At 72.2% G+C, this 25049-nt stretch carries 22 protein-coding genes and 3 pseudogenes; 17 read left to right on the top strand and 8 right to left on the bottom strand.

Annotated elements, in window-relative coordinates:
- The first annotated feature begins 108 nt into the window (after window positions 1-108).
- Window positions 109-597 carry an allene oxide cyclase barrel-like domain-containing protein gene (locus BMW88_RS34245; RefSeq protein WP_089959139.1) on the top strand — a complete coding sequence of 163 codons (489 nt, stop codon included), beginning with the start codon at window positions 109-111 and terminating at the stop codon, window positions 595-597.
- Here the strand turns inward: BMW88_RS34245 and BMW88_RS34250 are convergent.
- Complete coding sequence (locus tag BMW88_RS34250; RefSeq protein ID WP_089959140.1) at window positions 581-1651, bottom strand: ABC transporter substrate-binding protein; 1071 nt, start codon at window positions 1649-1651, stop codon at window positions 581-583. The genes BMW88_RS34245 and BMW88_RS34250 overlap by 17 nt on opposite strands.
- A gap of 118 nt (window positions 1652-1769) precedes the next feature.
- Between BMW88_RS34250 and BMW88_RS34255 the strand changes: the two genes are divergently transcribed.
- From BMW88_RS34255 to BMW88_RS34270, 4 genes are all read left to right on the top strand, one after another.
- A complete protein-coding gene (locus BMW88_RS34255; RefSeq protein ID WP_089959143.1) occupies window positions 1770-2666 on the top strand; it encodes an oxidoreductase in 897 nt (298 codons plus the stop codon).
- Between the two features lie 206 nt (window positions 2667-2872).
- Entirely contained in the window at window positions 2873-4735 is a 1863-nt protein-coding gene (locus BMW88_RS34260) for a DUF1996 domain-containing protein (RefSeq protein WP_218148314.1), read from the top strand.
- 125 nt (window positions 4736-4860) lie between these two features.
- Window positions 4861-5460, top strand: coding sequence for a redoxin domain-containing protein (locus BMW88_RS34265; protein ID WP_089959315.1), 600 nt, complete (start codon window positions 4861-4863; stop codon window positions 5458-5460).
- On the top strand, window positions 5457-6329 hold the full coding sequence (locus BMW88_RS34270; protein ID WP_089959147.1) for a cytochrome c biogenesis CcdA family protein: 873 nt from the start codon (window positions 5457-5459) through the stop codon (window positions 6327-6329). The genes BMW88_RS34265 and BMW88_RS34270 overlap by 4 nt, the downstream gene beginning before the upstream one ends.
- A 21-nt stretch (window positions 6330-6350) precedes the next feature.
- On the opposite strand, the gene BMW88_RS34275 is transcribed toward BMW88_RS34270, so the two are convergent.
- The 3 genes and pseudogenes from BMW88_RS34275 to BMW88_RS44370 all read right to left on the bottom strand — a co-directional run.
- Window positions 6351-7376, bottom strand: coding sequence for an FAD-dependent oxidoreductase (locus BMW88_RS34275; RefSeq protein ID WP_143116403.1), 1026 nt, complete (start codon window positions 7374-7376; stop codon window positions 6351-6353).
- A 448-nt stretch (window positions 7377-7824) separates the two neighbouring features.
- Window positions 7825-8508, bottom strand: a complete 684-nt coding sequence (locus BMW88_RS34280) for a zinc-binding dehydrogenase (protein WP_342715314.1) — start codon at window positions 8506-8508, stop codon at window positions 7825-7827.
- A gap of 74 nt (window positions 8509-8582) precedes the next feature.
- Window positions 8583-8861: pseudogene (locus BMW88_RS44370) on the bottom strand (alcohol dehydrogenase catalytic domain-containing protein); the annotation flags it as partial.
- An 872-nt stretch (window positions 8862-9733) separates the two neighbouring features.
- Here BMW88_RS44370 and BMW88_RS34285 point away from each other — a divergent pair.
- Genes BMW88_RS34285 through BMW88_RS34305 form a run of 5 tightly spaced genes read left to right on the top strand, consistent with a single transcriptional unit; the run spans window position 9734 to window position 15641 of the window.
- Window positions 9734-10723, top strand: coding sequence for an aminotransferase class I/II-fold pyridoxal phosphate-dependent enzyme (locus BMW88_RS34285; protein WP_245778248.1), 990 nt, complete (start codon window positions 9734-9736; stop codon window positions 10721-10723).
- Window positions 10720-11721, top strand: coding sequence for a polyprenyl synthetase family protein (locus BMW88_RS34290; RefSeq protein ID WP_089959153.1), 1002 nt, complete (start codon window positions 10720-10722; stop codon window positions 11719-11721). The genes BMW88_RS34285 and BMW88_RS34290 overlap by 4 nt, the downstream gene beginning before the upstream one ends.
- Window positions 11711-12715, top strand: coding sequence for a UbiA family prenyltransferase (locus BMW88_RS34295; protein WP_245778249.1), 1005 nt, complete (start codon window positions 11711-11713; stop codon window positions 12713-12715). The genes BMW88_RS34290 and BMW88_RS34295 overlap by 11 nt, the downstream gene beginning before the upstream one ends.
- Window positions 12712-14379 (top strand): prenyltransferase/squalene oxidase repeat-containing protein, encoded by a 1668-nt coding sequence (locus tag BMW88_RS34300; RefSeq protein ID WP_089959155.1) that lies wholly within the window; start codon window positions 12712-12714, stop codon window positions 14377-14379. Before BMW88_RS34295 ends, BMW88_RS34300 begins: the two co-directional genes overlap by 4 nt.
- Window positions 14376-15641: an FAD-dependent oxidoreductase gene (locus BMW88_RS34305; protein ID WP_089959157.1), complete on the top strand. Its 1266-nt coding sequence runs from the start codon at window positions 14376-14378 to the stop codon at window positions 15639-15641. Before BMW88_RS34300 ends, BMW88_RS34305 begins: the two co-directional genes overlap by 4 nt.
- A 2-nt stretch (window positions 15642-15643) precedes the next feature.
- On the opposite strand, the gene BMW88_RS34310 is transcribed toward BMW88_RS34305, so the two are convergent.
- Window positions 15644-16648, bottom strand: a complete 1005-nt coding sequence (locus BMW88_RS34310; RefSeq protein ID WP_089959159.1) for a methyltransferase — start codon at window positions 16646-16648, stop codon at window positions 15644-15646.
- Window positions 16649-16791: 143 nt separating this feature from the next.
- On the opposite strand from BMW88_RS34310, the gene BMW88_RS34315 reads away from it, so the two are divergent.
- From BMW88_RS34315 to BMW88_RS34325, 3 genes are all read left to right on the top strand, one after another.
- Entirely contained in the window at window positions 16792-17622 is an 831-nt protein-coding gene (locus BMW88_RS34315; RefSeq protein WP_089959161.1) for a TauD/TfdA dioxygenase family protein, read from the top strand.
- Window positions 17623-17626: 4 nt separating this feature from the next.
- Window positions 17627-18820 (top strand): cytochrome P450 family protein, encoded by a 1194-nt coding sequence (locus BMW88_RS34320; RefSeq protein ID WP_089959164.1) that lies wholly within the window; start codon window positions 17627-17629, stop codon window positions 18818-18820.
- A gap of 158 nt (window positions 18821-18978) precedes the next feature.
- Window positions 18979-19281: a hypothetical protein gene (locus BMW88_RS34325; protein WP_089959165.1), complete on the top strand. Its 303-nt coding sequence runs from the start codon at window positions 18979-18981 to the stop codon at window positions 19279-19281.
- Between the two features lie 192 nt (window positions 19282-19473).
- Here BMW88_RS34325 and BMW88_RS42960 read toward each other — a convergent pair.
- Together BMW88_RS42960 and BMW88_RS44540 are read right to left on the bottom strand one after the other, a co-directional pair.
- Window positions 19474-20121 (bottom strand): annotated as a pseudogene (locus BMW88_RS42960) (BTAD domain-containing putative transcriptional regulator); the annotation flags it as partial.
- Window positions 20122-20146: 25 nt separating this feature from the next.
- Window positions 20147-20434: pseudogene (locus BMW88_RS44540) on the bottom strand (hypothetical protein); the annotation flags it as partial.
- Between BMW88_RS44540 and BMW88_RS34335 the strand changes: the two are divergent.
- The gene (locus tag BMW88_RS34335; protein WP_089959171.1) at window positions 20345-20575 is read left to right on the top strand and encodes a hypothetical protein; all 231 of its coding nucleotides are present in this window, start codon (window positions 20345-20347) and stop codon (window positions 20573-20575) included. The pseudogene BMW88_RS44540 and the gene BMW88_RS34335 sit on opposite strands and share 90 nt — an antisense overlap.
- 206 nt (window positions 20576-20781) lie before the next feature.
- Here BMW88_RS34335 and BMW88_RS34340 read toward each other — a convergent pair whose 3' ends face one another.
- A complete protein-coding gene (locus tag BMW88_RS34340) occupies window positions 20782-22797 on the bottom strand; it encodes an ATP-dependent Clp protease ATP-binding subunit (protein ID WP_245778250.1) in 2016 nt (671 codons plus the stop codon).
- Between the two features lie 230 nt (window positions 22798-23027).
- Here BMW88_RS34340 and BMW88_RS42420 point away from each other — a divergent pair, with 230 nt between their 5' ends.
- The 3 genes from BMW88_RS42420 (at window position 23028) to BMW88_RS34350 (ending at window position 25016) form a co-directional block, all read left to right on the top strand.
- Window positions 23028-23168 carry a hypothetical protein gene (locus BMW88_RS42420; protein ID WP_177221556.1) on the top strand — a complete coding sequence of 47 codons (141 nt, stop codon included), beginning with the start codon at window positions 23028-23030 and terminating at the stop codon, window positions 23166-23168.
- 279 nt (window positions 23169-23447) lie between these two features.
- Window positions 23448-23807 (top strand): nuclear transport factor 2 family protein, encoded by a 360-nt coding sequence (locus tag BMW88_RS34345; protein WP_425434718.1) that lies wholly within the window; start codon window positions 23448-23450, stop codon window positions 23805-23807.
- Between the two features lie 24 nt (window positions 23808-23831).
- Entirely contained in the window at window positions 23832-25016 is a 1185-nt protein-coding gene (locus tag BMW88_RS34350; RefSeq protein WP_143116404.1) for a hypothetical protein, read from the top strand.
- The last annotated feature ends 33 nt before the right edge of the window (window positions 25017-25049 follow it).

The following is a 25049-nucleotide window of genomic DNA, read 5'->3' on the forward strand; positions in this document are numbered from 1 at the left end:
GTGGTCGGTCGCTCCTCCTTCGGTGGCTACGCCATCGGTCGATGACCGTTACAGCGCCGGGGAATTAGCGTCAGGTGACACGATTCGTACCGGACGCGGAGGTGTGTGATGGCGGTTCAGCCGTGGGTCGCGGTGGTTGCGCTCACCGGGGCTCTGGTGGGCGCCGACCAGGTCGCCGCCGGGCAGGACAGGGCCGCGACGGTGGAGGTGACGGCGAAGCGGGGACTGATGTCGGCGCCCGTGAACATCGCGGTCGGCCAGGGGTTCGTCAGCGGTGGCGAGCTGTTCGGCGGCCAGGGCGGCGCCAAGGTCGGCGACGGGTTCTCCCACTGCGGCGTGGTGTCGGTGTCGGTGGCCGTGCCGCCGGAGGTGACGGCGCACTGCACGTCCGTCTTCCGGCTCGCCGACGGCGAGCTGCACCTGTCCGGGATGCGCACCTACAAGTCGATCGCCACCGGTTTCGGCGACACGACCATGGCGATCATCGGTGGCACCGGCGCGTACGCGGACGCCCGCGGTGAGGGCAAGGTCACCCGCACGAGCTCGGCGACCAGGCAGGACGTGGTCTACCGGTTCGTCTTCACGATCTCGGACTGAGCAGCAGCCCGCCACCGACCGGCACGGCCGGCACGTGCCGGTTGTCCACGACCACCAGCTCCGGCCGGGTTCCGGTGCGCCACTGCCCGCCGGCCAGCGGGATCGTCGCCACGCCCGCGGCGGGACCGGCGCTCCAGTCGAGCACGCCGGCCAGGGTCGGCAGGCGGGTGCCGGCCAGCAGCCGTGCCGTGTCCGCGCGGGAGTCCGTGGCTGTCACCACGTGGCAGGCCACCTCCATCAACCCGTGTGCCACGCCCAGCGGTTGCAGCCACGGCTCATCGGTCGCCGCCTCGTAGGCCGCCGCCAGGTCCCGGGCGGAGCGCCCTCCACTGCCGCGGTGTGCGTGCCGTGGCGTCCAGTACACGATCGTGGCGACCCGGTCGAGGCCGTGCCGGGCCACGCTGAACGGGTAGGTGAGCCAGCGCGAGCAGGTGACCAGCCGCGGGTCGACCCCGGCGACGGCGGTCGCGAGGTCGCGCGCGGTGGCGGCCGAGGTCACCACCTCCACGTCCGCGAGGCCGGGCAGCTCGCCGCCGTGCTCCCGGTAGGACAGGTCGACCAGCCGGTGCCCGCGCGACTCGGCGACCGGCCGGAACCAGCGCCGCAGCGCCCGGCCCTGGGTGCCGTCGTTCCACAGGCAGCCCACCGTGCGGGCCGGGCCGAGGTGCTCCCACAGGTCGGCGAACACCGTCGCGATGTCGTCCACGCCCCAGCTGAAGTGGAACGCCCACCCCGGCCGGTGGCGGGCGTCGAACACCTCGGCGCGGAACACCTGCCAGGGCAGGGTGGTCGACACGCACGGCACCTCCCGTTCGGTGCAGGCACGCGCGACCGCGGGCAACGTCTCCGTGCCGCCCAGCGTCACCACGGCGCGCACACCCGCGTCGGCCAGCGACAGGGCCGCGGCACGAGCCCCTTCGGGGGTGGACGCGCTGTCGCGCACCAGCACGTCGACGGGCCACGGCAGGGCGCGGGCGACGAAGTCCAGCGGGGCACCCAGCGGCGCGAGCCTGCCGGTCGCCGCGCGGACCACCCCGATCAGAGGTCGTACCATTACCGCACTGTATCGACGGTGCGGTGGCCACGATCGGGCGATCCGGAGTCCGGAAAGGACGGTCAGGTCGCGCCACGGCCGCCACACCGGCCTCTGGCGGGGGCCTAAGCTCGCGATCATGACGAAGCACCGCTGGACCGCCGGCGACCTCCCCGACCTGACCGGTCGCACCGTCGTGGTCACCGGCGCGGCCAGCGGGGTGGGCCGCGGCACGGCGACGGCCTTCGCCGCGGCGGGGGCGCGCACGGTGCTCGCCGTGCGCGACGTCGCCGCCGGTGAGCGGGCGGCGGCCGCCATGCCCGGCAGCACCGAGGTCCGTGAGCTGGACCTGGCGGACCTCGCGTCGGTGCGCGCGTTCGCCGAGGGCTGGCGGGGTGATCTCGACGTCCTGGTCAACAACGCCGGGGTGGCGATGACCCCGCACGGTCGCACGGCGGACGGGTTCGAGCTGCAGTTCGGCACCAACCACCTCGGCCACTTCGCGCTGACCAACCTGCTGCTGCCCGCGATCACCGACCGGGTGGTGACCGTGGCCTCCGGCGCGCACAAGGTGGGCGTGCTCGACTTCGACGACCTGGACCTCGCCCGCTCCGGGTACACCCCGGTGAAGGCCTACGGCCGGTCGAAGCTGGCGAACCTGCTGTTCACCCTGGAACTGGAGCGGCGCTGCCGCGAGGCGGGGTCGTCCGTGCGCGCGCTGGCCTCGCACCCCGGCTACACGGCGAGCAACCTGGGCACCAAGGGCCGCAACCGGCACCTGGTCAAGGTCGTGCACCTGGCCGGGCGGGTCCTCGCGCAGACCGAGGCGCAGGGCGCGCTGCCGTCGTTGTACGCGGCGACCCAGGACCTGCCGGGCGCCGCCTACGTCGGCCCGGACGGGCGGTTCGAGCTGCACGGCCACCCCGCGCTGGTCGGCCGGTCGGCGGCGGCCAGCGACCCGGTGCTGGCCCGGCGGCTGTGGGAGGTCTCGGAGCGGCTCACCGGGGTCAGCTTCCCGTTGACCGCGAAGCCCTGAGGCGGGCGCGGCTGAACCGGACAGCCGCCCGGTGGCAGTGACCGCCGGTGATGGAGCGGTCACTCGCCAGTCACCAGGCGTTCTCCTCGAACGGCCCCGTCGCGTCCGATTTCGCCGGACACGACATTTCGACTGAGCCGATGAGCCACGCCGTACGTACTCCCGATCATGCGCCGCATGTACGAGGAGGACGAATGACGCACCGCGTGACCGACAGACGGAAGTTCCGCCTGATCGCTTCGCTGTCCGCGGTCGCCGTGGTCGCCGCGGGCACCGCCACCGTGGCGCTCGCCGCCAAGAACGGCGAGCCCGCGCCGCTCGGTGCCTTCGTGCCCATCGAGCAGGTCAGCAAGAACGTCGTGGAGCCCAAGGTCGGCAAGAACGGGGCCGCCGGTGTGTTCCGGGTCGACTGCGGCACGAACGAGAACGGCAAGTTCAGCGCCGACAACCCGGTCGCCCAGCCGGGGCTGCGGCACGGCGCCCAGCACGTCCACGACTTCGTGGGCAACCTGTCGATCAGCGCGGAGTCGACGGACGAGAGCCTGGTGGACGCGGAGACCACCTGCCGCAACGGCGACCGCTCGTCCTACTTCTGGCCGGTCGTGCGGATCAACCCCAAGGCCAACCCGGCGTCCGTCGGCTCCAACCCGGGCAAGATCAAGGAAACGGGTCCCGGCGAGGTCGCGTGTCCCGGGGTCGCCGACCGGCTGCCCGCGGTGCCCCAGCGGGTCCGCGACGAGGTGGTCAGGAACCTCCAACAGCTGGCCCAGCAGCTCAGGGAAGCCAACGAGCGGGTGGCCCGCAACGACAACCCCGGCGATCCGAACTTCGTCAACAACACCGTCCTCGGGCCGTTGCGCAGCAAGCGGGTCGCCACCCTCGACCGCATCGCGACCGCCCTCGGCCGGTCCGCGCGCAAGCCGAACCTGACCCCGCTCGCCGACTGCGACCTGCGCTTCGGCCACGGTGGCCACGGCGGCGGCCACGGCGACCACTCGAAGGGACCGCGCAAGTTCGCGGGCCAGGGTGCCCTCCAGCAGAACGGTGCCGACCAGAACGCCGCCGACCAGAACGCCGCCGACCAGGACGCCGCCACGCCGACGATCAAGTGCCCGTCCGTGCGCGGCGCGCTGCCGGGCGTTCCCGACCAGGCCCTCGACGAGGTGGACCGCGACCTCGACCAGCTCGACAAGCAGATCGCCGAGGCCAACCAGCGCCTGGTGACCAGCAAGGGCCAGGGCGGGCCGAACTTCATCGACAACGCGATCCTCGGCCCGTTGAAGGACAAGCGGGTCGCGACCCTCGACCGGATCGCGATCGCGATCGGCCGCGGCGCGGAGAGGCCGCAGGGCTTGGAGCGCCTCGCGAAATGCGGTCTCAACGAGACCGGCGAGGGCGGCAACAACGGCGGCAACAACAACGGCGGCAACAACAACGGCGGTGCCACCACCACGACCACCGCGCCCACCGCGCCCGCCGCGACCACCGCGCCGCCCCTTGCCGCTCCCACCGGGAGGAACCTGGAGCTCGTCGGCAACAACGGCAAGATCGTCCGGCCGGCCGAGGTGAAGATCGAGTACCGCGGCAACGCCACCAGCAAGGTGACGGCCATGCCGAGGTTCCTGAAGATGGTCACCGGTGACGCGAAGCCCACCAGCCGCGGACCCGCCAACGCCCGCGCGACGTGGACCTGCAGCGGCTTCGAGGACCGGCTGTCCGACAAGTACGTGATCTGCCCGAACGGCAGCAAGGTCATGCGGGTGCACGACTTCGCGGGCTGCTGGGACGGTCAGAACGCCGACAGCGCCAACCACCGCGACCACGTCCGGTTCGCCGACAAGCAGACCGGTGCGTGCCCGCAGGGCTTCCGCGCCATCCCGCAGCTGCGCATCAGCATTTCCTACAACATCTCCCGCGACGTCCAGCAGAAGGGGCAGTACCAGCTCGACGCGTTCCCGGAGGAGAACCACAACCCGTTCTCCGACCACAACGACTTCGCCAACGTCAACTCCGACCAGACGATGGCCAAGATCGTGAAGTGCGTGAACGACGGGCGCAGGTGCTCCTGACCCGTCCCGGGAGCCCTCCCGGGCCTGAGGTCCGGGAGGGCTCCACCCGTTCGCGCGTGGGACGGCGTCAGCGGTTCGTAACATCTGCACTACCGATCATGCGGCAGGATCGGGCCATGTCCGGAATGCGAGTTGTGGCAGGGTCTTTCGCGCTGGTCGCCGTCCTCGCCGCGTGCGGCGGTCCAGTGAGCGCTCCCGAACCGGCGTCCGCGCCGCCGGGCACGTCCGCGGCGAGCGCCCCGGCGTCAGCGAGCGCCCCGGCGTCAGCGAGCGCCCCGGCGTCAGCGAGCGCCCCGGCGTCGGCCAGCGGGACGGTTCCTGTCCCCGACCAGCTCAACTTCACCGCCAAGACCGTGTCCGGCGAGAACATCTCCGGAGCGGACCTCGCCGGCAAGCCTGCCGTGCTGTGGTTCTGGGCTCCGTGGTGCCCGAAGTGCCAGCGCGAGGCGCCCGGCATGGCGGCGGCCGCGCAGGAGCACGGCGAGGAGGTGCGGTTCCTGGGGGTGGCGGCACAGGACCAGGTCCCGGCGATGCAGCAGTTCGTGCAGCGCTACGGCCTCCAGTCGTTCCAGCACGTCGCGGACGTGGACAGCGCGGTGTGGAAGCGGTTCGGCGTGACCGCGCAACCCGCCTATGCGTTCGTCGACGCCTCCGGCCGGGTCGAGGTCGTGACCAGGCAGCTGTCCGAGGACGACCTGCGGCAGCGGCTGGGCCGGCTGGCGTGACCCAGACGCTGCTGGTGGCCTTGGTGGCCGGCATGGTCGCCACCGTCAACCCGTGCGGGTTCGCGATGCTGCCAGCCTACCTGGCGCTGGTCGTGACCGGTGCGAGCGAGCAGTCCCGAGCACGGCTGCTCACGCGCGCGGTCGTCTCCAGCGCCATGATGACGTCCGGCTTCGTCGTCGTGTTCGGTCTGTTCGGCGTGGCGTTCTCGCTGGTCGCCTCATCCGTGCAGCGGTACCTGCCGTTCGTGACCGTCCTCATCGGACTTGCGCTGGTCGTGGTGGGCGTGTTGCTCCTGCTGGGCCGCGAGATCACACTGCTGGTGCCGAAACCGGCCAGGGGCGCGCCCAACCGGCACGTCGGGTCGATGTTCGGGTACGGCGTCGCTTACGCCATCGCGTCGCTGTCGTGCACGATCGGTCCGTTCCTGGCGGTCGCGGGGTCGACGCTGCGCGGTGGCGATCTGCTGGAGGGCGTCACGGCGTTCCTCGCCTACGCGGCGGGCATGGGACTGGTGGTGACGGTGCTCGCGATCGGCACCGCGCTCGCCAGCGACGTGATGACCCGCCGGGCCCGGTCGTTGTTGCCGCACGCGGCCCGGCTCGGTGGAGTGCTGCTCGTGCTCGTCGGCCTGTACGTCGCGTACTACGGCGTCTACGAACTGCGTTTGTTCCTGGGCGGTGCCGATCCGTCCGATCCACTGGTCGACGGAGCGGGACGGTTCCAGGGCTTGCTGGTGCAGTGGTTCACCGCGGCCGGACCGGTGCCGTTCGCCGTCGTGCTCGTCCTGCTGGTGCTGGGAGGGGTGTTGCTGGTGCGCAGGCGCGGCAAGCAGGCCGCCGGCTCCGAACGCGGAGCCGATGTTCCGTGAGCCGATGTTCCGTGAGCCGGTCTACCGCTTCACGTCCGCGCTCGCCGCGCCCGGCGAGTCCCGCTTCGGCTCCCGGTCGCCGAGGCCCCGAGGCCTGATCCGTGCGCGCCTGACGTACGGCCGCACCGTGCGTTCCCACCAGCTCAGGGCCTCGGCCCCGTCGGGGAAGATGTCCAGGGCGTCGCCCAGCAGCTCGGCCCCGCCGATCGAGAGGGAGATGCCGCGGCCGGCGTGCGGCCCGAGGTGCCAGGCGGAGTCGCCGAGCAGCGCGAGCTGCCGATGGGTCCACCGGCCCGGCCACGCCCGAACGACCGGTGCGCACGGCACACCGTCCACATGCGACAGCAACGACGGCACGAGCCAGCCGAGGTCGGCGAACTGCTCCGGCCAGTGCACCCCCGGCAAATCCCGCCACGCGAACGACACGGCCGAGCCACCGTCCCGCAACGGGTGCAGCCGGATGGTCCTGGTGACCAGGTCCATCGAGACGGCGCACGACGACGCCATCCCGATCGGCCGAGACACCGTCGACCACCGTGGCCGAGGAGCGTCGCAGGTATCCGGGAAGACCGCGTCCCCGATGTCGGCGCACGCCCCATCGGCACCCACGACGACGTCGAACCAGTCGGTGTCACCGTTCGGCGAGACGGCTGTGACACCACAGTCGTCCGCCAGGAGAACGGGCAGGTCCTCCCGACGGCGGGACGCCGCGCCACCGATCGCGTCGTCGAGCACCGCGAGCACGTCGTGCTCGGTCACCGCGGGGTTGCGGGCGGAAGGCCTGGGCCGCACCGCGAGCGGAAGCCCGGTTGCGTCGACCTCGACGAGGTCGCACCGCGGCTGACGTCGTCGCACCAGCGCCGGCAGCAGTCCCAGCCGTCGCGCGGCGTCGACGCCGAAGTCGGTGAGCGTGGTGGGGAGTCCGGTGGGGAGTGGCTGCGCCGGTGGCTCCAGCACGACTACGTCCCAGTCGCTGCGCAGCAGCCGGTAGGTGGTCGCGAGGCCACCGACACCCGCGCCGATGACGAGCGCTCTCCTGGTGGGCATGACTTTCCCTTCGAGCAGGACCATGTCACGCCGACCAGGCTTCCCGGCACACCGCTCACCAGGATAGGCGCTCGCGACCCCGCCCGGAAGGTGTGCGGACGTCTTCGGAGCCCGGCCTGCTGGCCGCGCCGTTGTGGCCCAACCGGACCAGTCCTGCCGCCCTGCCGGGAACGCGTCCGGAACAGCCCGGACCGCGTCCGGTGGTTGCGGACTCCCGCGGAGGTGTGCCGGGAAGCCTGGTCGGCGTGTGCAGGACGACGTCTGGCATCGAGGAGATCTCCTGCACACCGCTGCCACCGTCCGAGAGCCGGCGCTGGACCCTCGTCTCGACGGGGCCGGCGCCGGCCGGAGCGGCAAGCCCTACCGCTGTCTGCTGTGGACGGGTAAGTCGGCCGGTGGGGTGGCGTGGCGAGGCGCCGGGGTTCACCCGGCGCCTCCAGACCGTTTCCTATGCGGTGAGCACGACCTTCAACGCCCCGCTGTCACCGGCGTTGTCGAAGGTGTCGTACGCCTCGGCCATCTCGTCGAGGGCGAACCGGTGGGTGATGAACCGTTCGCCGTCGATGCGCCCGGTCTTGACCGTGCGCAGCAGGGTCGGCGTCGACACGGTGTCGACGAGGCCGGTGGTGATGGTGACGTTGCGGATCCAGAGGTTCTCCAGGTGCAGGGTGGCCGGTTTGCCGTGCACGCCGACGTTGGCCACGCGCCCGCCCGGCCGCACGAGCTTCGCGCACAGCTCGAACGTGTCGGGCACGCCGACCGCCTCGATTGCCACGTCCGCACCGAGTCCGCCGGTCAGTTCGCCGACGACGCGTTCGGCTTCGTCCGGTGTGGCGGCGGTGATGTCGGCGCCGAACCGCTTGGCCGCTTCGAGCCGCGGTGCCGCGAGGTCGACGGCGATGATGTGGCCGGGGCTGTAGAGCTGCGCGGTCTGGATCGCGGCGAGCCCGATCGGGCCCGCGCCCACGACGACGACGGTGTCCGCGGGCTTGATGGCGCCGTTGAGCACGCCGACCTCGTAGGCGGTGGGCAGGATGTCGGCGAGCACGACGGCCGCGGTGTCGGAGACGCCGGCGGGCAGCAGGTGCGTCGAGGTGTCGGCGAACGGGACGCGCACGTACTCCGCCTGCACGCGTCGACGGTGTGCCCGAGGATCCAGCCGCCGCCACCGAGGCATTGCCCGTAGCTGCCGACGCGGCAGTACGAGCACCGTCCGCACGTGGTGATGCAGGAGATCAGGACCCGGTCGCCGGGCTTGAGGCCGGTGACCGACGCCCCGACCTGCTCGACCACTCCGACGGCTTCGTGACCGAGGACGCGACCCGGTTCGACCTCGGGCACGTCACCCTCGAGGATGTGCAGGTCGGTGCCGCAGATGGTGACCGCGGTGACGCGCACGACCGCGTCGGCCGGGTCCTGCACCTCGGGCTTCGGGACTTCCTTCCACTCGCGCTTCCCGGGACCGCCGTAGACCAGGGCCTTCATCGATTCCTCCTCGAGAGTCGCTCACCTCCAGGCTTCTCGCACGATCTCGGGACGGGCAGAGAACGGGGACCCGCGGGAGGGAGGACCGAGGACCCGGCGCCGCCGTGCCCTGGACTGATGAGGTGCGGGCGGCGGGAGTCCGCCTCGGACTGAGGACGCGTCCGGTTCGCCAGCTTCGGATGGGCGATCGAGTATTTCTGCTCGATGGCGTGGCTCGACCGCCAGGCGGCGCGAAGAGACGCAGGGAGGAGCCATCAACTGATGTGACAACGGTTCCGGCATCGGGTGCCGCGCGCCCTGCATCTATCACCATTGCTTCAGTGTTGACCGAAACGAACTCGTCCGCGGTGTCGGCATCGCTGCTCGTCTCGCGAGCCCACGCCTGGACGTGATGAGACGCCGCCGCAAGTTCGTCGCTCTACGTCACGGACCGGGAAGAGTACCGGGACGAGGGCAATCCGGAAGGCGGCGTCGCTGGTCCGCTCCGTGCTCGGAGCGTTCGGTGGCGGACGCGCCCGGTGGTGCATTCGGGCACGTTCTTTCATCTCGATAGGAGACCTGAAGTCCTGTTCGAAGGCGCGGTTCGGGTGGCTGACCGTTGTTTCGAAACCGGCCGGAGTGGCTCTCATCTGCGCTTGACGCCTCCGGGCTGAATCCCTGTTGAGAAGTGCCTGTGCGGCCCCACTTCTTTCGTGCGGCTTGACAATCGCGCGCCGGAATTTTAATGCGTGTGCGCGCGTGAGGTTTCTTCACCGTTAAGGCGGTATTGCGTCGATAGCGGTGTTGACGAATCCCGGAGAGCGATTGTAGGTTCGAAATCACGCCCTCTCTGGGAGGTTTGCGAATTGAGCCGAATCATTCACCAATTGGCGTTGAACGAGAATCATTGGCCGGCATTGCCCGGTGTGCGCGAGGCGTTGGTGGACTCGCTCGCCGACATCAACCTGACCGGTGACGCGCTCGCCGCACGGCTCGAGCAGCGGCTGGCCGCAGACCTCGGCACGACGCCCGACAGGGTCGTCGCCGGTGCGGGTTCCGGGGCGTTGCTGCAGCAGTTCCTCGCCGCGCACAGCGGCCCCGGCACCTCCGTCGTGCACGCGTGGCCCTCCTTCGACCTCTACCCGTTGCTGATCCGCAACGCCGGGGCGGAGCCGATCGCCGTGCCGGGCGACGCCGACGGCCGGCAGGACTTCGGTGCTCTCGCCGAGGCCGTCACCGACCGGACCCGCGTGGTGCTGGTGTGCAACCCGAACAACCCCACCGGCGAGGTGCTCGGTGCGCGGTGGCTGAGGTCGTTGCTCGCCGCGCTGCCCCAGCACGTGCTCGTCCTGGTCGACGAGGCCTACCGCGAGTTCGCGGACCCGGCCGTGATCGCGGACGCGACAACGTTGTCAGACGACCCGAGGCTCGCGGTGGTGCGCACGTTCTCCAAGTCGCACGGCCTGATCGGCCTGCGCGTCGGCTACCTGACCGGCGCGCGGGAGGTGGTGGCGCCGTTGCGGCTCACGGCGCCGTTCCACCGCGTGCCCACCGTCGCCCAGGCGGCCGCGCTGGCCGCGCTCGACGCCGGTCCTCGCATGCGGGAGCAGTGCCGCGAGATCGCCGCGGAACGGGACCGGGTCCGCGCGGGTCTGCGCGAGCTCGGGTTCGACGTCCCGCCGAGCGGGGGCAACTACCTGTGGGTGCGGCTGGGAGAGCGCAACCAGGAGTTCATCGCGCACCTCGCCCGGCACGGGGTGGCGGTGCGGGAGGTCGCCGGCGGGGTGCGCGTGAGCACCGGGTTGCCGGAGGCCAACGACGCCGTGCTCGCGGCCGCCCGCGCGTTCGCCGGGATCCCGCTCGTCGAGGAGGCAGTGCGATGACCGGCACGATGAGCGAGGCGCTGCGCACCGACGACCCGGCCGAGGCGATCCGGGACGCCCTCGCGCGCCGTCGTTCCGGTTCCGGCGACCGGTTCGGCGAGCTGACCCACTACGCGATGGCCGTGCCGGGCAAGTTGTTGCGCCCGTTGATGGTCGTCGCTTCGGCGGAAGCGGTGGGCGGCGCCGCCGACACCGCTCTGCCGGCCGCCGTGGCGGTCGAGCACCTGCACGTGGCGTCCCTCGTGCACGACGACATCATCGACGGTGACGACCTGCGCCGCGGCCGTCCTTCGGTGCACGCGCGCTACGGCGTCGCGGACGCCATCGTGACCGGGGACGCGTTGCTGTTCGACCTGTTCACCGCGGTCGCGGAGTGCGTCGCGCCGCCGCGGGTCGTGGTGGCGGTCGTCGCCGAGTTCGCCCGCGCCGGTGGTGACCTGTGCCGGGGGCAGGTGCTGGAGGCGGCGATGGTGTCGCCGGGCGGCACCCGGCCCGGCAGCGGGCTGGAGGACTACCTCGACGTCGCCGCGTTCAAGACGGGGGCGTTGTTCCGCGCCGCGTGCAGGGCGGGCGCGCTGCTCGGAGGTGGCTCCGCCGAGCAGGTCGACCTGCTCGGCGACTACGGCCACCACACCGGGGTGGCCTTCCAGATGTACGACGACCTGCTGCCGTACCTCGCCGCCGGCGCGTCGGGCAAACCCGATCTGAGCGACGCGGCCAACCTCCGTCCCACGTGGCCGGTCCTGCTCGCGCACCGCGAAGGCGGGCCGGAGCACCGCGAGGCCGTGGAAACCGCGTTGTCCGGTGCCCTTCCCCCGGCGGAGACGCTCGAGCTGCTGCGGTTCGCGGTGACGGACAGCGGTGCGCTGGAGGCAGCTCGCCGTGGCGCGCGGGAGCGCTCCCACCGTGCGCAGGCCTGCCTGCGGGGACTGCCGGGAACCGCCGCCGTGGCCAGGCTGACGGGCATCGCCGAGATCGCGGTCGACCGTGACCGCTGAGGTGCACGCGTCCCAGGTCGCCGAGCAGACGGTCCGGGAGCACGCGGTGGCGCACTGGCAGACCTGGCGGCCTTACACCACGTGCTACCCGGCCATGCTCGGGCTCGCGGGAGTGCTCGTCGCGGGAGGCGATCGGCCCGGCGAGGTGGCGGCCGCGGTGCTGGCCCCCGTGCTGGGCTGGATCTCCGGTCACTACCTCGGCGACCACTTCGACCGGCACCTCGACGCGATCGCGAAGCCGCAGCGGCCGATCCCGTCCGGCCGGATGTCGCCCGCCGTCGCCCTGGCCGCCGGGATCGGGTGCGCGGTGGTCTCGCTGGTCATCGCGGCCGGGGCGAACTGGCGCGTCCTGCCGTTCTTCGCACTGGCGATCGGCGGGATCGTCTCCTACAGCGCCGTGTTCAAACGCCTGGGGTTCAGCGGGAACCTGAGCCGCGGGGTGCTGTCGGCGCTCGCGCTGGTGATCGGCGCGATGGTCGCGGTGCCCTGGCCGCCGGCCGCTCTCGTGCCGGTGGCGGTGGGGTTCCTGTTGCACGACACCGCGTCCAACCTGATCGGCACGGTGCGGGACGTCGACGGGGACCGGGCGGGCGGGTACCGGTCGGTGCCGGTGCGCCACGGCGTTCCGGCGGCGGTCCGGCTCGCCGCCGCGCTGTGGTTGGCGGGAACGGTCGCGGTCGGCGCGGGCGCGCTGGTCGCCGCCCGGCCCGGCGCGCAGCTCGCGCTGGTCGCCGCCGCGGTGGTGCTCGGCGGGTGCGCGCTGTGGACGGCCCGGCCCGCGTCGCTGACGCCCAGACGGGCCCTGCGATCGCACGAGACGCTCGTCGCCGAACGGCTGGTGCTGACGGCCGCCGTGGTGGCGGGGGCCGCCGGGCCGGTCACCGCCCTGCTGGTGCTGGTGCCGGCGCTCGCCTTCTCGCTGGTCCTGCAGGGCCGGATGCGGTCGCGGCACGAGTTCCCGGACGAGGCAAGCAACGGAGGGGAGAGGTCATGACCTCGGTCGACACCGGCACCGCGAGGGAGCTGGAGACCGCCATCTCGGACGGCGCGCGGGTGCTGTTCGCGGCGCAGCGCCCGGACGGGGTGTTCGACTACGGGGCGAGCAGCCTGCGGTCCACGCTCGCGACGGCCGGCGCGATCACCGCGCTGCACTTCGCCGATCCCGGCGGTGCCGCCGACCTGATCGCGGCGGGCGCGGACCGGTTGCGCCGCACGCGCAACGATGACGGCGGCTGGGCGATGGTGCCCGGTCTGCCGAGCGAGCCGGGCCCGACGGCGGTGTCGGCGGCGGCGCTGCACCTCGTCGACCCGGTCGCCAACGCGGCTGAGGTGGAGGCCGGACGGCGCTGGATGGCGGACTACGGCGGTCTGGAGGCGATCCCGCACCCGGAGGTCGTGCTGTGGTGCCGCCAGTTCTACGGTTTCGCCGGCTGGCTGAAGCCCCACGAGATGCGGCGGTTCCCGCTGGAGCTCGCGCTGCTGCCGAATCTGTACCGCCGGTTGTTCGACCTGCGGCTGCCGATGGCCTCGGCGCTCGGGCTCGCGCAGGCCCGGCACCGCCCGCTGACCCGCGTGCAGCGACTGCTGGCCCGCTGGGCCGAGCCGAACGCGTTGCGCGTCATCAGGCAGGCCTTCGAGCACGAGGGCTCCGCCGGTTCGTGGTCGGAGGACGCCTGGGTGACCGGTCTCGTCTGCACCGGCCTCGCCCGTGCCGGGCTGGGGCAGGACATGGTCGAGGCCGCCCTGGGGTGGTTCCGGCGCACGATGCACCCCGACGGGTCCTGGGCGACGACACCCCTGGACGCGGCCTGGACGATGTACGCGGTGCGGGGCCTGGTCGAGGCGGGCTACCGCGACGACCCGAGGCTCGCGGTGTCCCGGGACCTGTTCGTGGGACTGCAACAGCACCGGCCGTTCCTCGCCTTCGGGTGTCCGCCCGGCTTCTGGGGCTGGTCCGGCGCGCACGGCTGGCCGGCGGTCCTGGAGACCAGCGAGATCGTGTCCGTGCTGGCCCGGCTGCCCGGCAGCGGGCAGGCCGGTGCCGTCCGCACGGCCGCCGGCTGGCTGCGCGACCGGCAGGACAGCCGCGGTTCGTGGGGACTCTGCGTGCGCAACACCAAGGTCGCCAACAGCGGGCCGTGCCCGATGACGACCGCGCAGGCCGTCGACGCGCTGCTCGACGCCGGGGTACCCGCCGGGGACAGCCGCGTCCGCCGGGCGGTGCGGTGGCTCGGCCGGGCGCAGCTGCCGGACGGCAGCCACGAGTCCGTCTGGTACCGGGAGCACACCATGGGCACCGCGGCGGTGCTCGAGACCTTCGCCCGCTGCGGCCGGGCGGGTGACGAGACGGCGGTCCGGGCGCGGACCTGGCTGATCGGGACCCGCAACTCCGACGGGTCGTGGGGCGACGGCCACGGCGCTCCCGGCTCGGTCGAGGAGACCGGGTGGGCGGTGTCGTCGCTGCTGGCCGCGGGGGAGGACCCGAGCGTCGTCGCGGCCGGGGTGCGCTGGCTGCTCGACGCCCGCGACGACGGCGGCGGCTGGACGCCGCAACCCGTCCACGAGTACGTCCGGCGGGTGAGCCGGTACGCCAACCCCGGGTTCACGCACGGCATGGCGTTGCGGGCGCTGGGCCGCTACCGGGCGGCGGTCCGATGAGCGGGCCGGAGGTCGTCGTCTGCGGCGCCGGGGTCGCGGGCCTGGCCGTCGCCTGCGCGCTGGGCAGGCTGGGGCGCCGCGTCCTCGTGCTGGAGAAGCGGGTCACCCCCGCGCCCGTGGCCAAGGGGGAGGTGTTGCAGCCGGGCTCGCTCGCGATCCTGCACGACTGGGGGGTGACCGCGCTGCTCCAACGAGCCGGTGCCACCCGGCTCGCACGACTGGTGGCGCGGTCCGCGGACGGCGTTCCGCGGATGGTGCTCGACTACGGCAGGCTCCCCGCGGCGCACCCCTGGCTGCTGGCCCACGACTACCAGGCGATCCTCGACGCGCTGACCGGCGCGCTGCCAGCCGGTGTCGAGGTGCGCCGGGGCGTGCAGGTCCGCGAACCGCTGCGCACCGCGGGCCGGGTGACCGGTGTGCGGTGCGACGACGGCGACATCCCCGCGGCGCTCGTCGTGGCGGCCGACGGGGTGTCCTCGCGCCTGCGCAACGCCGTCGGGATCAGCGCACCGCGGCAGGACTACCCGCACCGCCTGGCGGCGTTCGAGCTCCACGACGTCGACGAGGTGGAACCGGACTTCTCCGCCTACGTCACCGACGGCGGGTTGCGGCTGCACTACCCGTTGCCCGGCGGGCGGGTGCGGCTCTACGTCCAGGTCGCCCCGGACGAGCTGCGCGGCGTGGAGCAGGACGGGCTGGGGCGGTGGGCGGAGCGGGTGCTGGCCGGGTGCGCCGGGCTGGCACCGCTCGCCGGGCCGTTCCGCGCGGCGCTCGCGCGCAGGCAGGTGCTGCCGGTGTCCCGGTCGATGGCCCGCAGCCTCGTCGCACCGGGGTTCGCGCTGGTCGGTGAGAGCGGCCACTCGGTGCACCCGATGGCGGCCCAGGGCATGAACAGCGCGATCGCGGACGCGCACGAGCTGGCGACCGTGATCCGCCAGGGCGGGACGCTGGCCGCCGACGTGCTCGACCACGCGTTGCGCCGCTACGACGCCGCCCGGCGCGCCAACCTCGCGCACATCGGCCGGACGAGCCACAACGCCGCGAGGATGATCACGACACGTTCGTGGGTCGGTCGGCGTGCGCTCACCGGTACGGGCCGCAACGACCGCATCCGCCACGAGGTCATGCACACGATGTCCGGGCTGGGGGTGCGCCGGCTCACGCCGCTCGACCGGCTGCACCAGGTCGGGCTGGTGCCCGATCCCGGTGCGAACCGGTTGCCCGGCTGGGTGCGTGCCGCCTCCGGAGAGGCGGCACGGTGAGCTCAGCCGCGGGCGTACTCGAGGACCACCAGGCCGTTCGTCCCGTCGATCCGTCCGCGCCGCGCCAGGCCGGCCGCGGCGGCGAGCGAGTCGAAGTCCTCCGGCCGGCGCTCCCGGCCGCCGAGCAGGGTCAGCGACTGCAGGTCGAACGACGAGTTGTTCTTCGCGTGCTCCTCACCGGCGAGCACCTCCACCACGAGGACGCGCCCGTCGTTCCCGGCCGCCTCGGCGCACCCGCGCAGGATCCGGGTGGCGTCCTCGTCGGACCAGTCGGTGAGCACGCGGGAGACGACCAGCACGTCGTGACCGGTGGGCAGCGGGTCGAAGAAGCTGCCGCCGACGAACTTCGCCCGGCCACCGAGCCCGGCGAGGAACTCCTCGGCCTCCGGCCGCACCTCGGGCAGGTCCAGCACCGCGCCGGTCAGGTGCGGGTGCGCGGTCAGCACCGCTCCCAGCAACGCGCCGGTGCCGCCACCGACGTCCACCACGCTCGACACGGCGCTCCAGTCGTAGCGCGCGGCGACCTCGGGACCGGTCTGCCAGGCGAACCCGGCCATCGTCGCCCCGAAGAACACGCGCAACCGCTCGTCGTCGCGGTAGTCGGACCAGAAGTCCTTGCCGTGGACGACTCCGTAGGCCGACCTGCCGGTGCGGACGGCGTGCAGCATCCCGCTGTAGGCCAGGTCCATCTTCAGCCCGGGACCGTCGGCGTCGAGCCACGACCGCAGCAGTGCGTTGCGCTCGTCCAGCAGGGCCTGCGACACGGCGGTCAGCGCGTGCTCGCCGGGCACCGGCTCGGCGAACAGCCCCACCGCCACGAGGTGGCGCAGCAGGCGGGCCAGGGCGTCCGGCTCGGTGCCGGACGCCTGCGCCAGCGCCGCCGTCGTGGTGTGCCCGTCGCGCACCAGTTCGGGCAGCTTCAGCGCGACGGCCGTCCGCACCGCGAACGGCGTGGCGAGGTCGACGAGTGCGGCGAGGGTGGTCGTGCCGGTGGTTGCACTGGTCACGGCGGTCCTTTCGGCGATTCCACGGAGGTGAATTCGGTGCTCCTCTGAAGATTGCCGGTGAAAAGCGGTCGAGGCAAGTGTTCGAAGATTTTTCCTCACCCGTTCCGCGATTGCGCGGAATGGTTTTCAAGAATGGGTGGAAAATGACCTCTCTGGACGTGCGGCCGCTCACTGGGGCCCTCGGTGCCGAAATCCGCGGCGTCGCGCTCGCCGACGTCGACGACGCCCTGTTCGGCCGGATCCACCAGCTCCTGCTCGAACACCTGGTGCTGTTCTTCCCCGACGCGGCCGGGCTCACGCCGGCCGGTCACAAGGCGTTCGGCAGGAGGTTCGGCCAGCTCGAGGTGCACCAGCTCCTGCCGAAGCTGCCCGAGCACGACGAGATCGTGGTGCTCGACTCCGAGCAGGGAGCCAAGGCCGACGTGTGGCACACCGACGTGACGTACGCGCAGTCGCCGCCCATCGCCTCGGTCCTGCAGATCGTGCAGTCGCCCGCTGTCGGCGGTGACACGATGTGGAGCAACCAATACCTGGCCTACGAGGCGTTGTCCGAGCCGATCCGGGAACTGGTCGACGGCCTCACCGCGATCCACGTGCTCGAATACGGGACTTTCCGCGGCGAGGCCGAGCACCCGGTCGTGCGCGTGCACCCGGAGACCGGCAAGCGCTCCCTCTACGTCAACCGCATGTTCACCAAGCGCATTCCGCAGCTCAGCTCCGAGGAAAGCGCCATGCTGCTGGCGCACCTGTTCACCGTGTCGGAGAGCCCGCAGCGGGTGTGCCGCTACCGGTGGACCGAGGGCGCGGTCGCGGTCTGGGACAACCGCGCGACCCAGCACTACGCCGTCAACGACTACACGGCGCGCAGGGTCGGCCGCCGCGTCACCGTCCTCGGCGACGAACCCAAGGGCGACGGAGCGCGCTGGCCGAACCACCAGGTCGTCGGCATGAGCGCGACCGCGGTGAAGGACTGACGCCATGAACGACGCCGACTTCATGGAGCTGTACTGGCGCGACCCCCACGCCGCGCTGGAGCACGCCCGCGAGCACACCCCCGTGCGCGAGCTGACGTTCGAGACGGGACCGACGTGGCTGGTGACCCGGTACGCCGACGTGCGCGCCGGGCTCGCGGACCCGCGCCTGGCGAAGGACTACCGCGCCGCGTTGCCCGCCGAGGAGCGCGCGACCGCGCCACCGGGGCTGCCCGCCCCCATGTCGCACATGCTCACCTCGCTCGACCCGCCCGACCACACGCGGCTGCGCAGGCTCGTCACCCAGGCGTTCACCGCGCGCCGGATAGCCGAGCTCCGCCCGCGCGTGGAGGCGTTCGCCGCCGACCTGCTCGCCGCACTGCCCACCGACGAGCCGGTCGACCTCGTCGCCCGGTACGCGATCCCGTTGCCGATGGAGGTGATCTGCGAGCTGATCGGCGTCCCCGAGCTCGACCGCGAGGACTTCGCCCACTGGTCGACCGTGCTGATCGACGAGTGCCCCGAACCGGAGCTGGTCCGCGCCTCGGCGCAGCTCGCCGACTACCTGGGCGGCCTCGTCGCGCTGCGCCGCGCCGACCCGGACGACGCACTGCTCTCCGGGCTCATCGCGGCCTCGGAGGACGGCGAACGGCTGTCGGACGTCGAGATCGTCGCGATGGCGATGCTGTTGCTGATGGCAGGGCACGAGACCGCCGCGGTGTTCGTCACGAACAGCGTGCGGGCCCTGCTGGCCGACCCGGCGGCGCGAGAGCGGCTGAAGCCGGACACGGCGGGCGACCTGATCGAGGAACTGCTCCGCTGGATCTCGCCCGCCCTCAACGCCTCGCTGCGGTTCGCCACCGAGGACCTGGAGATCGGCGGGACCGCGATCCCGCGCGGCGCCTCCGTCATGCTGTCCACGGGAGCGGCCAACCGCGACACCGCCCGGTTCGCCGATGCCGCCCGCCTCGACCCCGGCCGTGACACCACGGGCCACGTCGCGTTCGGGCACGGCATCCACCGCTGCCTGGGCGCGGCGCTCGTCCGGCTGGAGGCGGAGGTCGCCCTGACCGCGTTGTTCGACCGCTTCCCGAAGCTGCGCGCCGACGCCGCCGACGAGGAGCTGACGTTCCGCCGCAGCGTCCACGTCCACGCGCCGAGGACGTTCCCGGTGGTGCTCGGACCGTCGTCGGACGCCTGACCGCGCGCCTGGACCCGTCTCGCGGAGGTGGTCTGCGTGAGACGGGTTCGCGGGCGGAAGGATTCGCGGCGCCGCAACGGGTTCGTCCGTTCGGGTCTCGCCGGCCACTCGGTGTGGGCCTATGGTCCCTGAGGTCGCCTCACGTGGAGGTTCGCCTGATGGCATCGATGAGCGTCGGCTCGATCATGAAACACGACCACAGGAAGGTGGTCGTCCTGCGGACCGGGTTGAGCGTCGACGGTGCGGACGCCGTGATGATCGCCCGGCTGAGCACGAGGAAGCCGTCGGGTGGTGCCCCGTACGTCGAAGCGAAGACCTGGGTGGGGACCTACTGGGTGCCGCTCGACCAGGTGAAGGTCGTCAAGGCGGCAGGAGTGGTCCACGCCTGCACGAGCCCGGGCCGGCTCCCCAAGGACCCGCTGAAGGCCGTGCTGAAGGAACTGAGCAAGGCTTCCCGGTGAAGTCGTCCGTCCGAAGTGGACTGACGGACCGCTCATCCCCGCGAGCCGGTCGACGTGTCCTCGCCGCACGGCGCGATACCGGCCGTCGCACGTGACTGCTCGTCCTGGTCGCCGGTCTCGGTCGCGGTGGCCAGCGCCTCCCGGTGAACGGCGGGCGTCCCCAGGCCGCGCGCAAGGCCTCGGCCAGACCGTTCAGCGCGTTCGCTCGCCGTACCGGTGCCCGGTCGACCGGAAGATCTCCACCGCCTCCTCGGGCAGCCCGGTCGCCTCCTGCGGGTGTCCCAAGTGGACCTCGACCCGGCCCGGGGTGGACAGGGCGGCGGCCTCCCCGTAGCGCCTGGCCCAGGTCGCGGAAGCGGGCGAGCGCCTCGTGCGGCCCGCGTCCACGTCGGCCGGGACAGCGGACCCGGCGATCCCCAACGCCTCCAGGAACCCGCCCAGCACGTCCGCGGTGGCCACCGGCTTCTTCCCCGATTCGTCACCGCGCAGGTTCCCGTAGAGCTGGCCGTCCGGGAACGCGGCGCGCAACCGGTGTCCCCAGTGGACGGTCAGCGCCGTCCTGCCCACACCGGCCGTCCCGCACACCGCGACCACGGCCGGCGCAGCCAGGTCGCGTTCGGCGAGCAACCGGTCGAGAGCGGCCGGTTCCGTTGACCGGCCGGTGAGACCGGGCGCGTTGCCGGGTAGCTCGGCCTGCACCGGACCGGTGCGGTGCGACGTGGCCGCCGGTGGTTCGTCGAGCAACGCCGCATGAGCACCGTCGAGCTCCGCTCCGGGACCGGTCGCGAGCTCGTCCCGCAGCACTCGCCGAGCGTTGTCGTAGACCGCGAACGCGTCCGCCCGCCGACCGGCTGCCGCGTAAGGCGCGCACGAGAAGTGCTTGCACCGCTTCGTCCAGCGGGTGCTCGGCCGCGTGCTCCACGAGCAGCGGCAACAACTCCACCGCCCGGCCTAGGCCGATCACCGTGTCGGCGTAGGCCAGCAACGCGTTGCGTCCATCGGTTGTCCGTGGCACCTCGGCCTGGACGTCCGCGTCGACGTCTTCGCGAGCTGCGACGCCGTCGTGGACCTGATCAGCGTCGCCGCCGGCGTCGAGGCCGACGGCGTCCTCGTCGCGCAGAACGCCGACACCAAGCCCAACCTCAAGTCCCACAGCGTCGCCTCGGCCTACCCGTGCCCCGGGACCGCGAGGAGCTACCGGGGCGGGGGAGTGATGACGTTCACCAAGTACGGCTACGTCGGCTCCCCGCTCACGCTGGGCGGAGCGACGCCGCCGATCACGCTGAGCTGCTGACCTGATCGGGCCTGTCCGGCGAGTTCTCGATGGACTGGTCAACGCTCACGAAACCGCAGGAGCCCGTAGGTCGTTGTCACGGTTGAGCCAGGTCCACGACACGAAGTCGTCGGGAATCGCGCGAAGAGCCGGCGCACATCGACGAGCACGACGGCGATCCGGACTGGATGCGCGCCGGCCGGCGCCATCTTTGCGGTGCAGAGGCGTCAGACCGGAGGATCGGTGACGGTCAGCGCCAAGTCGCCGCCGGCCACCGTCACGAGGACGTGCTGCCCGCCCCGCAGCTCGCCCGCGAGCAGTGCGCGGGACAGCCGCCGGTCGAGCTCCTTGGCGATCGTGCGGCGCAGCGGCCGGGCGCCGTACTCGGGCACGTAGCCGCGGGCCGCGAGCCAGTCGACGGCCTGGTCGTCCACCTCCAGCGTGATGTCCTGCTCGCGCAGCCGCAGGCGGGTGCTCTCCAGCAGCAGCGCGGTGATCTGCCGGAGCTGGCCGGAGTCGAGGCCGCGGAACAGGATGATCTCGTCCAGGCGGTTGAGGAACTCCGGGCGGAAGCAGCGGCGGACCGCGGCCATCAACGGCCCGCGCAACTGCTCCACCTCGACGCCCGAGCTGGCCGCGGCGAGGAGCTGGTCGGCGCCGATGTTGCTGGTCATGATGATCACGGTGTTGGCGAAGTCGGCGGTGCGCCCCTGCGCGTCGGTGAGCCTGCCCGCGTCGAGCACCTGCAACAGGGTGTTGAAGATGTCGGGGTGCGCCTTCTCGATCTCGTCCAGCAGCAGGACCGAGTACGGCACGCGCCGGACCGCGCCGGTGAGCTGGCCCGCGTCCTCGTAGCCCGCGTACCCCGGAGGCGCGCCGATCAGCCGGGAGACCGTGTGCCGCTGACCGAACTCGCTCATGTCGAACCGGATCAGCCGGTCCTGCGAACCGAAGAGCGCCTCCGCCAACGCCCGCGCGACCTCCGTCTTGCCCACCCCGGTCGGGCCGAGGAACAGGAACGAGCCGATGGGCCGGTGCGGGTGCTTGAGGCCGGCACGGCCCTGGCGGACCGCGTCGGCCACGGCCTCGACCGCCTCGTCCTGACCGATGATCCGCTGGTGCAGGTGGTCCTCCAGGTGCAGCAGCCGGTGTCGTTCGGCTTCGGTGAGCTGGGCGACCGGGATGCCCGTGCTGCGCGACACGATCTCGGCGACGTCGTTCGGCCCGACCTCGGGCGCGCCGGCCAGCGCGGCGCGGGCGGCGTCCAGGTCGGCGACCGCGCGGCCGATCTCGTCGTCCAGGAACGGCACCTCCTCGGGAGGGGCGGCGTCCCTTTCCCGCCTCAGGCGGCTCACCCGCCGTTCGAGCTCCGCCGGATCCGGTGGCATCGGGGTCTTCTCCCGCAACCGGACCCGCGCGCCCGCGCGGTCCACCAGGTCGACCGCCTTGTCCGGAAGCAACCGGTCGGTGACGTAGCGGGCCGACAGCTCGACGGCGGACACGATCGCCTCGTCGGTGATCCGCACCCCGTGGTGCGCCTCGTACCGGGGGCGCAGGCCGCGGAGGATGGCGATCGACTCGGCTGGCGACGGTTCGGCGACGAGGACGGGCTGGAACCGCCGTTCGAACGCGGCGTCCTTGGCGATGTGGCGGCGGTAGTCCTCGGCCGTGGTGGCCCCGATCACCTGGAGCCGTCCGGTCGTGAGCACGGGTTTGAGGATGTTCGCGGCGTCCATCGCCGAGCCTTCGGCACTGCCCGTACCCACGACGGTGTGCAGCTCGTCGATGAACAGGACCACCATCCGGTTCGTGGCGGCGACTTCCTCGATCACGGCCTCGAGCCGTTCCTCGAACTCGCCGCGGTACTTCGCCCCGGCCACCATGCCCGCCAGGTCCAGGGAGATCAGCCGCCTGCCGCTGAGCGTGGCTGGCACGTCACCGTCGGCGATCCGCGCCGCGATGCCCTCGACGATCGCGGTCTTGCCCACTCCCGGATCACCGATCAGGACCGGGTTGTTCTTGGTGCGCCGCGACAGGACCTCGAGCACCTCGTCGACGACGTCGTCCCGACCGATCAGCGGGTCGAGCAGGCCGTCACGTGCCGCGGCGGTCAGATCGCGTCCGTAGTGGTCGGTGCGCCTCGTCGCGGACGGGGGCTGGCCCAGCCCGCCGAACAGCTTCCCGATCAGGTCCTCCCACGAGTTGGACCCGAAGCCGAACACCCAGTCGTCGTCACCGCGCACGGCCCGCCACCTCCACCCGGTCGAGGGAGTTCCCTGCTTCGAATACTCCCTTGTGCGAGCCGCGAGCACAGACCGGGCACCACCCGAATCTGCGAGCGGGCGCCGTCAGCCGGAATCCGGGCGGACGTTCCGGCCCAAACCGATGGAACCGCGGGCGCTCCTCTCCTGCCGCCACAGCGGTGACCGCCCCGTCGCCGAGGCATTGCAACGCGGCTGCACCGGCCGGGCCTGTGGACCGCGATCGAACGGTGCTGTGGGACTCGCGGACCTCCGTGCTCTCCACCGTCCAGACGGTCGAGCCAGGTGGCTACGAGGGCTGGTGCGCCGCGTGGCGGGCCACCGCCGGCCGGGTGGAGCCCCTGGCGCGGTGAGGCCGCCGGACACTGGGTCAGCGCCCGCGACGGCTTGCTGCGCGGCGACGTACTACAGCGCCGTATTACAGCGCCGTCGAGTTCTTCCTCCACGGCGACCCTCTCGATCCCCGGATCAACAACTCCTATGACGGTGTCGACGGAAGCGCCGAGGAGCTGCACCACCTCGGCGGGACGCTCGTTCCACGAGCAGCGGCGAACGAACCGCGCTCGGCCGGTACGTCACCGGCGCCGCGAGTTCGCGTGAGTTCGTCGCCCGGTACCTGGAGTTCCACCTGCGTGACGTCGTCACCGAGCGGATCAGCAGCCCGGTGCTGGTCTGCTCGGCGGAGCTCGACGATGCACGCGGCCACGACGTTGCTGGTCGACCTCGACGGTGACAGTGCCACCCCGAGCGCCAACGTCCTGACGTGGCTGCGGAGAGGTGCGGCCGCCGACAGTCCTATGTGGTCCGACGGCGCGGTCGGCGAGTTCGATCCGACCCGCTCCTCCGGCCGTTGGCGCATCAGCGGGATCGCGGTGCGACCCGCCTGGACGCAGGGCGACAGGGGCGTTCTCGAAGCAGGCAGCCGCGTCGTCGCCCGCCTCCGGCCGGGGTCCGGTGTGCGTCCCGCACACGGGTTCTGCCCGCTGAGCTGAGGTGATCATCGGGGGGGTGATCGCGTGTTCGAGCCTTATCTGGCTGCCTACCACTATTACGCGTTGTTCGAGGACGGACGAGGAATGTCCGATGTCGGCAACGCCGAGGACCTCTACCGCAGGATCGCCCCTCACGAAGAGCAGGAGTACACCGGCCACGGCGTGTGGGTCTCGAGCGACGGCCTGTCGAGAGCCGGTGAGCGGGACTCCGACGACGCCTACCGCGAGGTGAGCGCCACCGAGCTGGAGAGGCTCGGGCAACTGGTCGACGACCGCGGGCCTTTGCGGGAAGTCCGGCGGGACGGGTTCGAGGGCGGCGGCTTCGCGGTGTTCCGGCACGAGGCCGACATGGTCGACCTGCACTCCGCGTACGCCGTGGTCGACGAGTTGCTGCCGGAACACCGTTTCGCGCTGCCGCTGGCGTCCTTCGAGCGGGACGTCCTCGCCGGCATCGTCGCTCTGCTGGCCGCACGGCGCCGAGCTGAACCGGTGGACGGCCACTACTGCTTCGCGGCGTTCGAGAGGCTGGGCGACGTCGCGGACCTCGACCGCGCGCACGCGCTGATCCGCTGCTCCTCGAGCGGTGACGGTGAATGGGAGATCTACCTGCAAGAGGGCGTCTGGGTGCGGGGGGAGCAGCCGCGACACGACGTCGTCCTGCCGATCGGCCGCGATGACCTGGAACGGACCATCCGGGGCCGAGAGACCGCCGAGGCCAGGTACTTCGACGTGTGGCACGGCTTCGCCACCGAGGACGGGCGCTACCTCCACGATCTCGTCCGCCGGACCGGATCGTCCGACGACACCCCCGACGACCTCGGCTGGCGGCACACCGATGTGCTCACCCGGCTCGAGCCCGGCTGGTGGGTGGTGGAGCTCGGCGAGCGGAACTTCCGCGGCGCGCGCTACGTCGCTGCCCTGACGGAAAGATCGCGCAGGTTCCACGGTCAGCCCCACGACTACCGAGCGGTCTTCCGGAAGGACGACCGCGTTTACTCCAACGTCTGCGACCTCGGCAACGTCCTCTTCCTGGCCAAGCGCCTGCCGAACCCGTACGAACTCGAGTACGAGCTGTGGACTCCGGACGGTTGGCAGCCGACGAGCACGATGCTGCTCGAGTACACCACGCTGCCGATCTCCGAGGAGGAGTTCCAGCGGCTGGCGGCGCCCCGCCAGGACGAACCGGGCGTCGACGACCTCGGGCGCTGAGGTACTTGCCGGGCAGCCACCTGGTGGGGACGA

This window comes from Lentzea xinjiangensis (genome assembly GCF_900110955.1).
In the GTDB taxonomy this organism is placed as follows: Bacteria; Actinomycetota; Actinomycetes; order Mycobacteriales; family Pseudonocardiaceae; genus Lentzea; species Lentzea xinjiangensis.

Bases quoted from the DNA above. Each gene is read 5' to 3' on its own strand.
- BMW88_RS34325 (WP_089959165.1), top strand. From the start codon at position 18,979: ATGGCATCGATGAGCGTCGGCTCGATCATGAAACACGACCACAGGAAG.
- BMW88_RS34300 (WP_089959155.1), top strand. From the start codon at position 12,712: ATGACCTCGGTCGACACCGGCACCGCGAGGGAGCTGGAGACCGCCATC.
- BMW88_RS34275 (WP_143116403.1), bottom strand. From the start codon at position 7,376: ATGCCCACCAGGAGAGCGCTCGTCATCGGCGCGGGTGTCGGTGGCCTC.
- BMW88_RS34255 (WP_089959143.1), top strand. From the start codon at position 1,770: ATGACGAAGCACCGCTGGACCGCCGGCGACCTCCCCGACCTGACCGGT.
- BMW88_RS34320 (WP_089959164.1), top strand. From the start codon at position 17,627: ATGAACGACGCCGACTTCATGGAGCTGTACTGGCGCGACCCCCACGCC.
- BMW88_RS34245 (WP_089959139.1), top strand. From the start codon at position 109: ATGGCGGTTCAGCCGTGGGTCGCGGTGGTTGCGCTCACCGGGGCTCTG.
- BMW88_RS34305 (WP_089959157.1), top strand. From the start codon at position 14,376: ATGAGCGGGCCGGAGGTCGTCGTCTGCGGCGCCGGGGTCGCGGGCCTG.
- BMW88_RS34315 (WP_089959161.1), top strand. From the start codon at position 16,792: ATGACCTCTCTGGACGTGCGGCCGCTCACTGGGGCCCTCGGTGCCGAA.
- BMW88_RS34290 (WP_089959153.1), top strand. From the start codon at position 10,720: ATGACCGGCACGATGAGCGAGGCGCTGCGCACCGACGACCCGGCCGAG.
- BMW88_RS34250 (WP_089959140.1), bottom strand. From the start codon at position 1,651: ATGGTACGACCTCTGATCGGGGTGGTCCGCGCGGCGACCGGCAGGCTC.
- BMW88_RS34265 (WP_089959315.1), top strand. From the start codon at position 4,861: ATGCGAGTTGTGGCAGGGTCTTTCGCGCTGGTCGCCGTCCTCGCCGCG.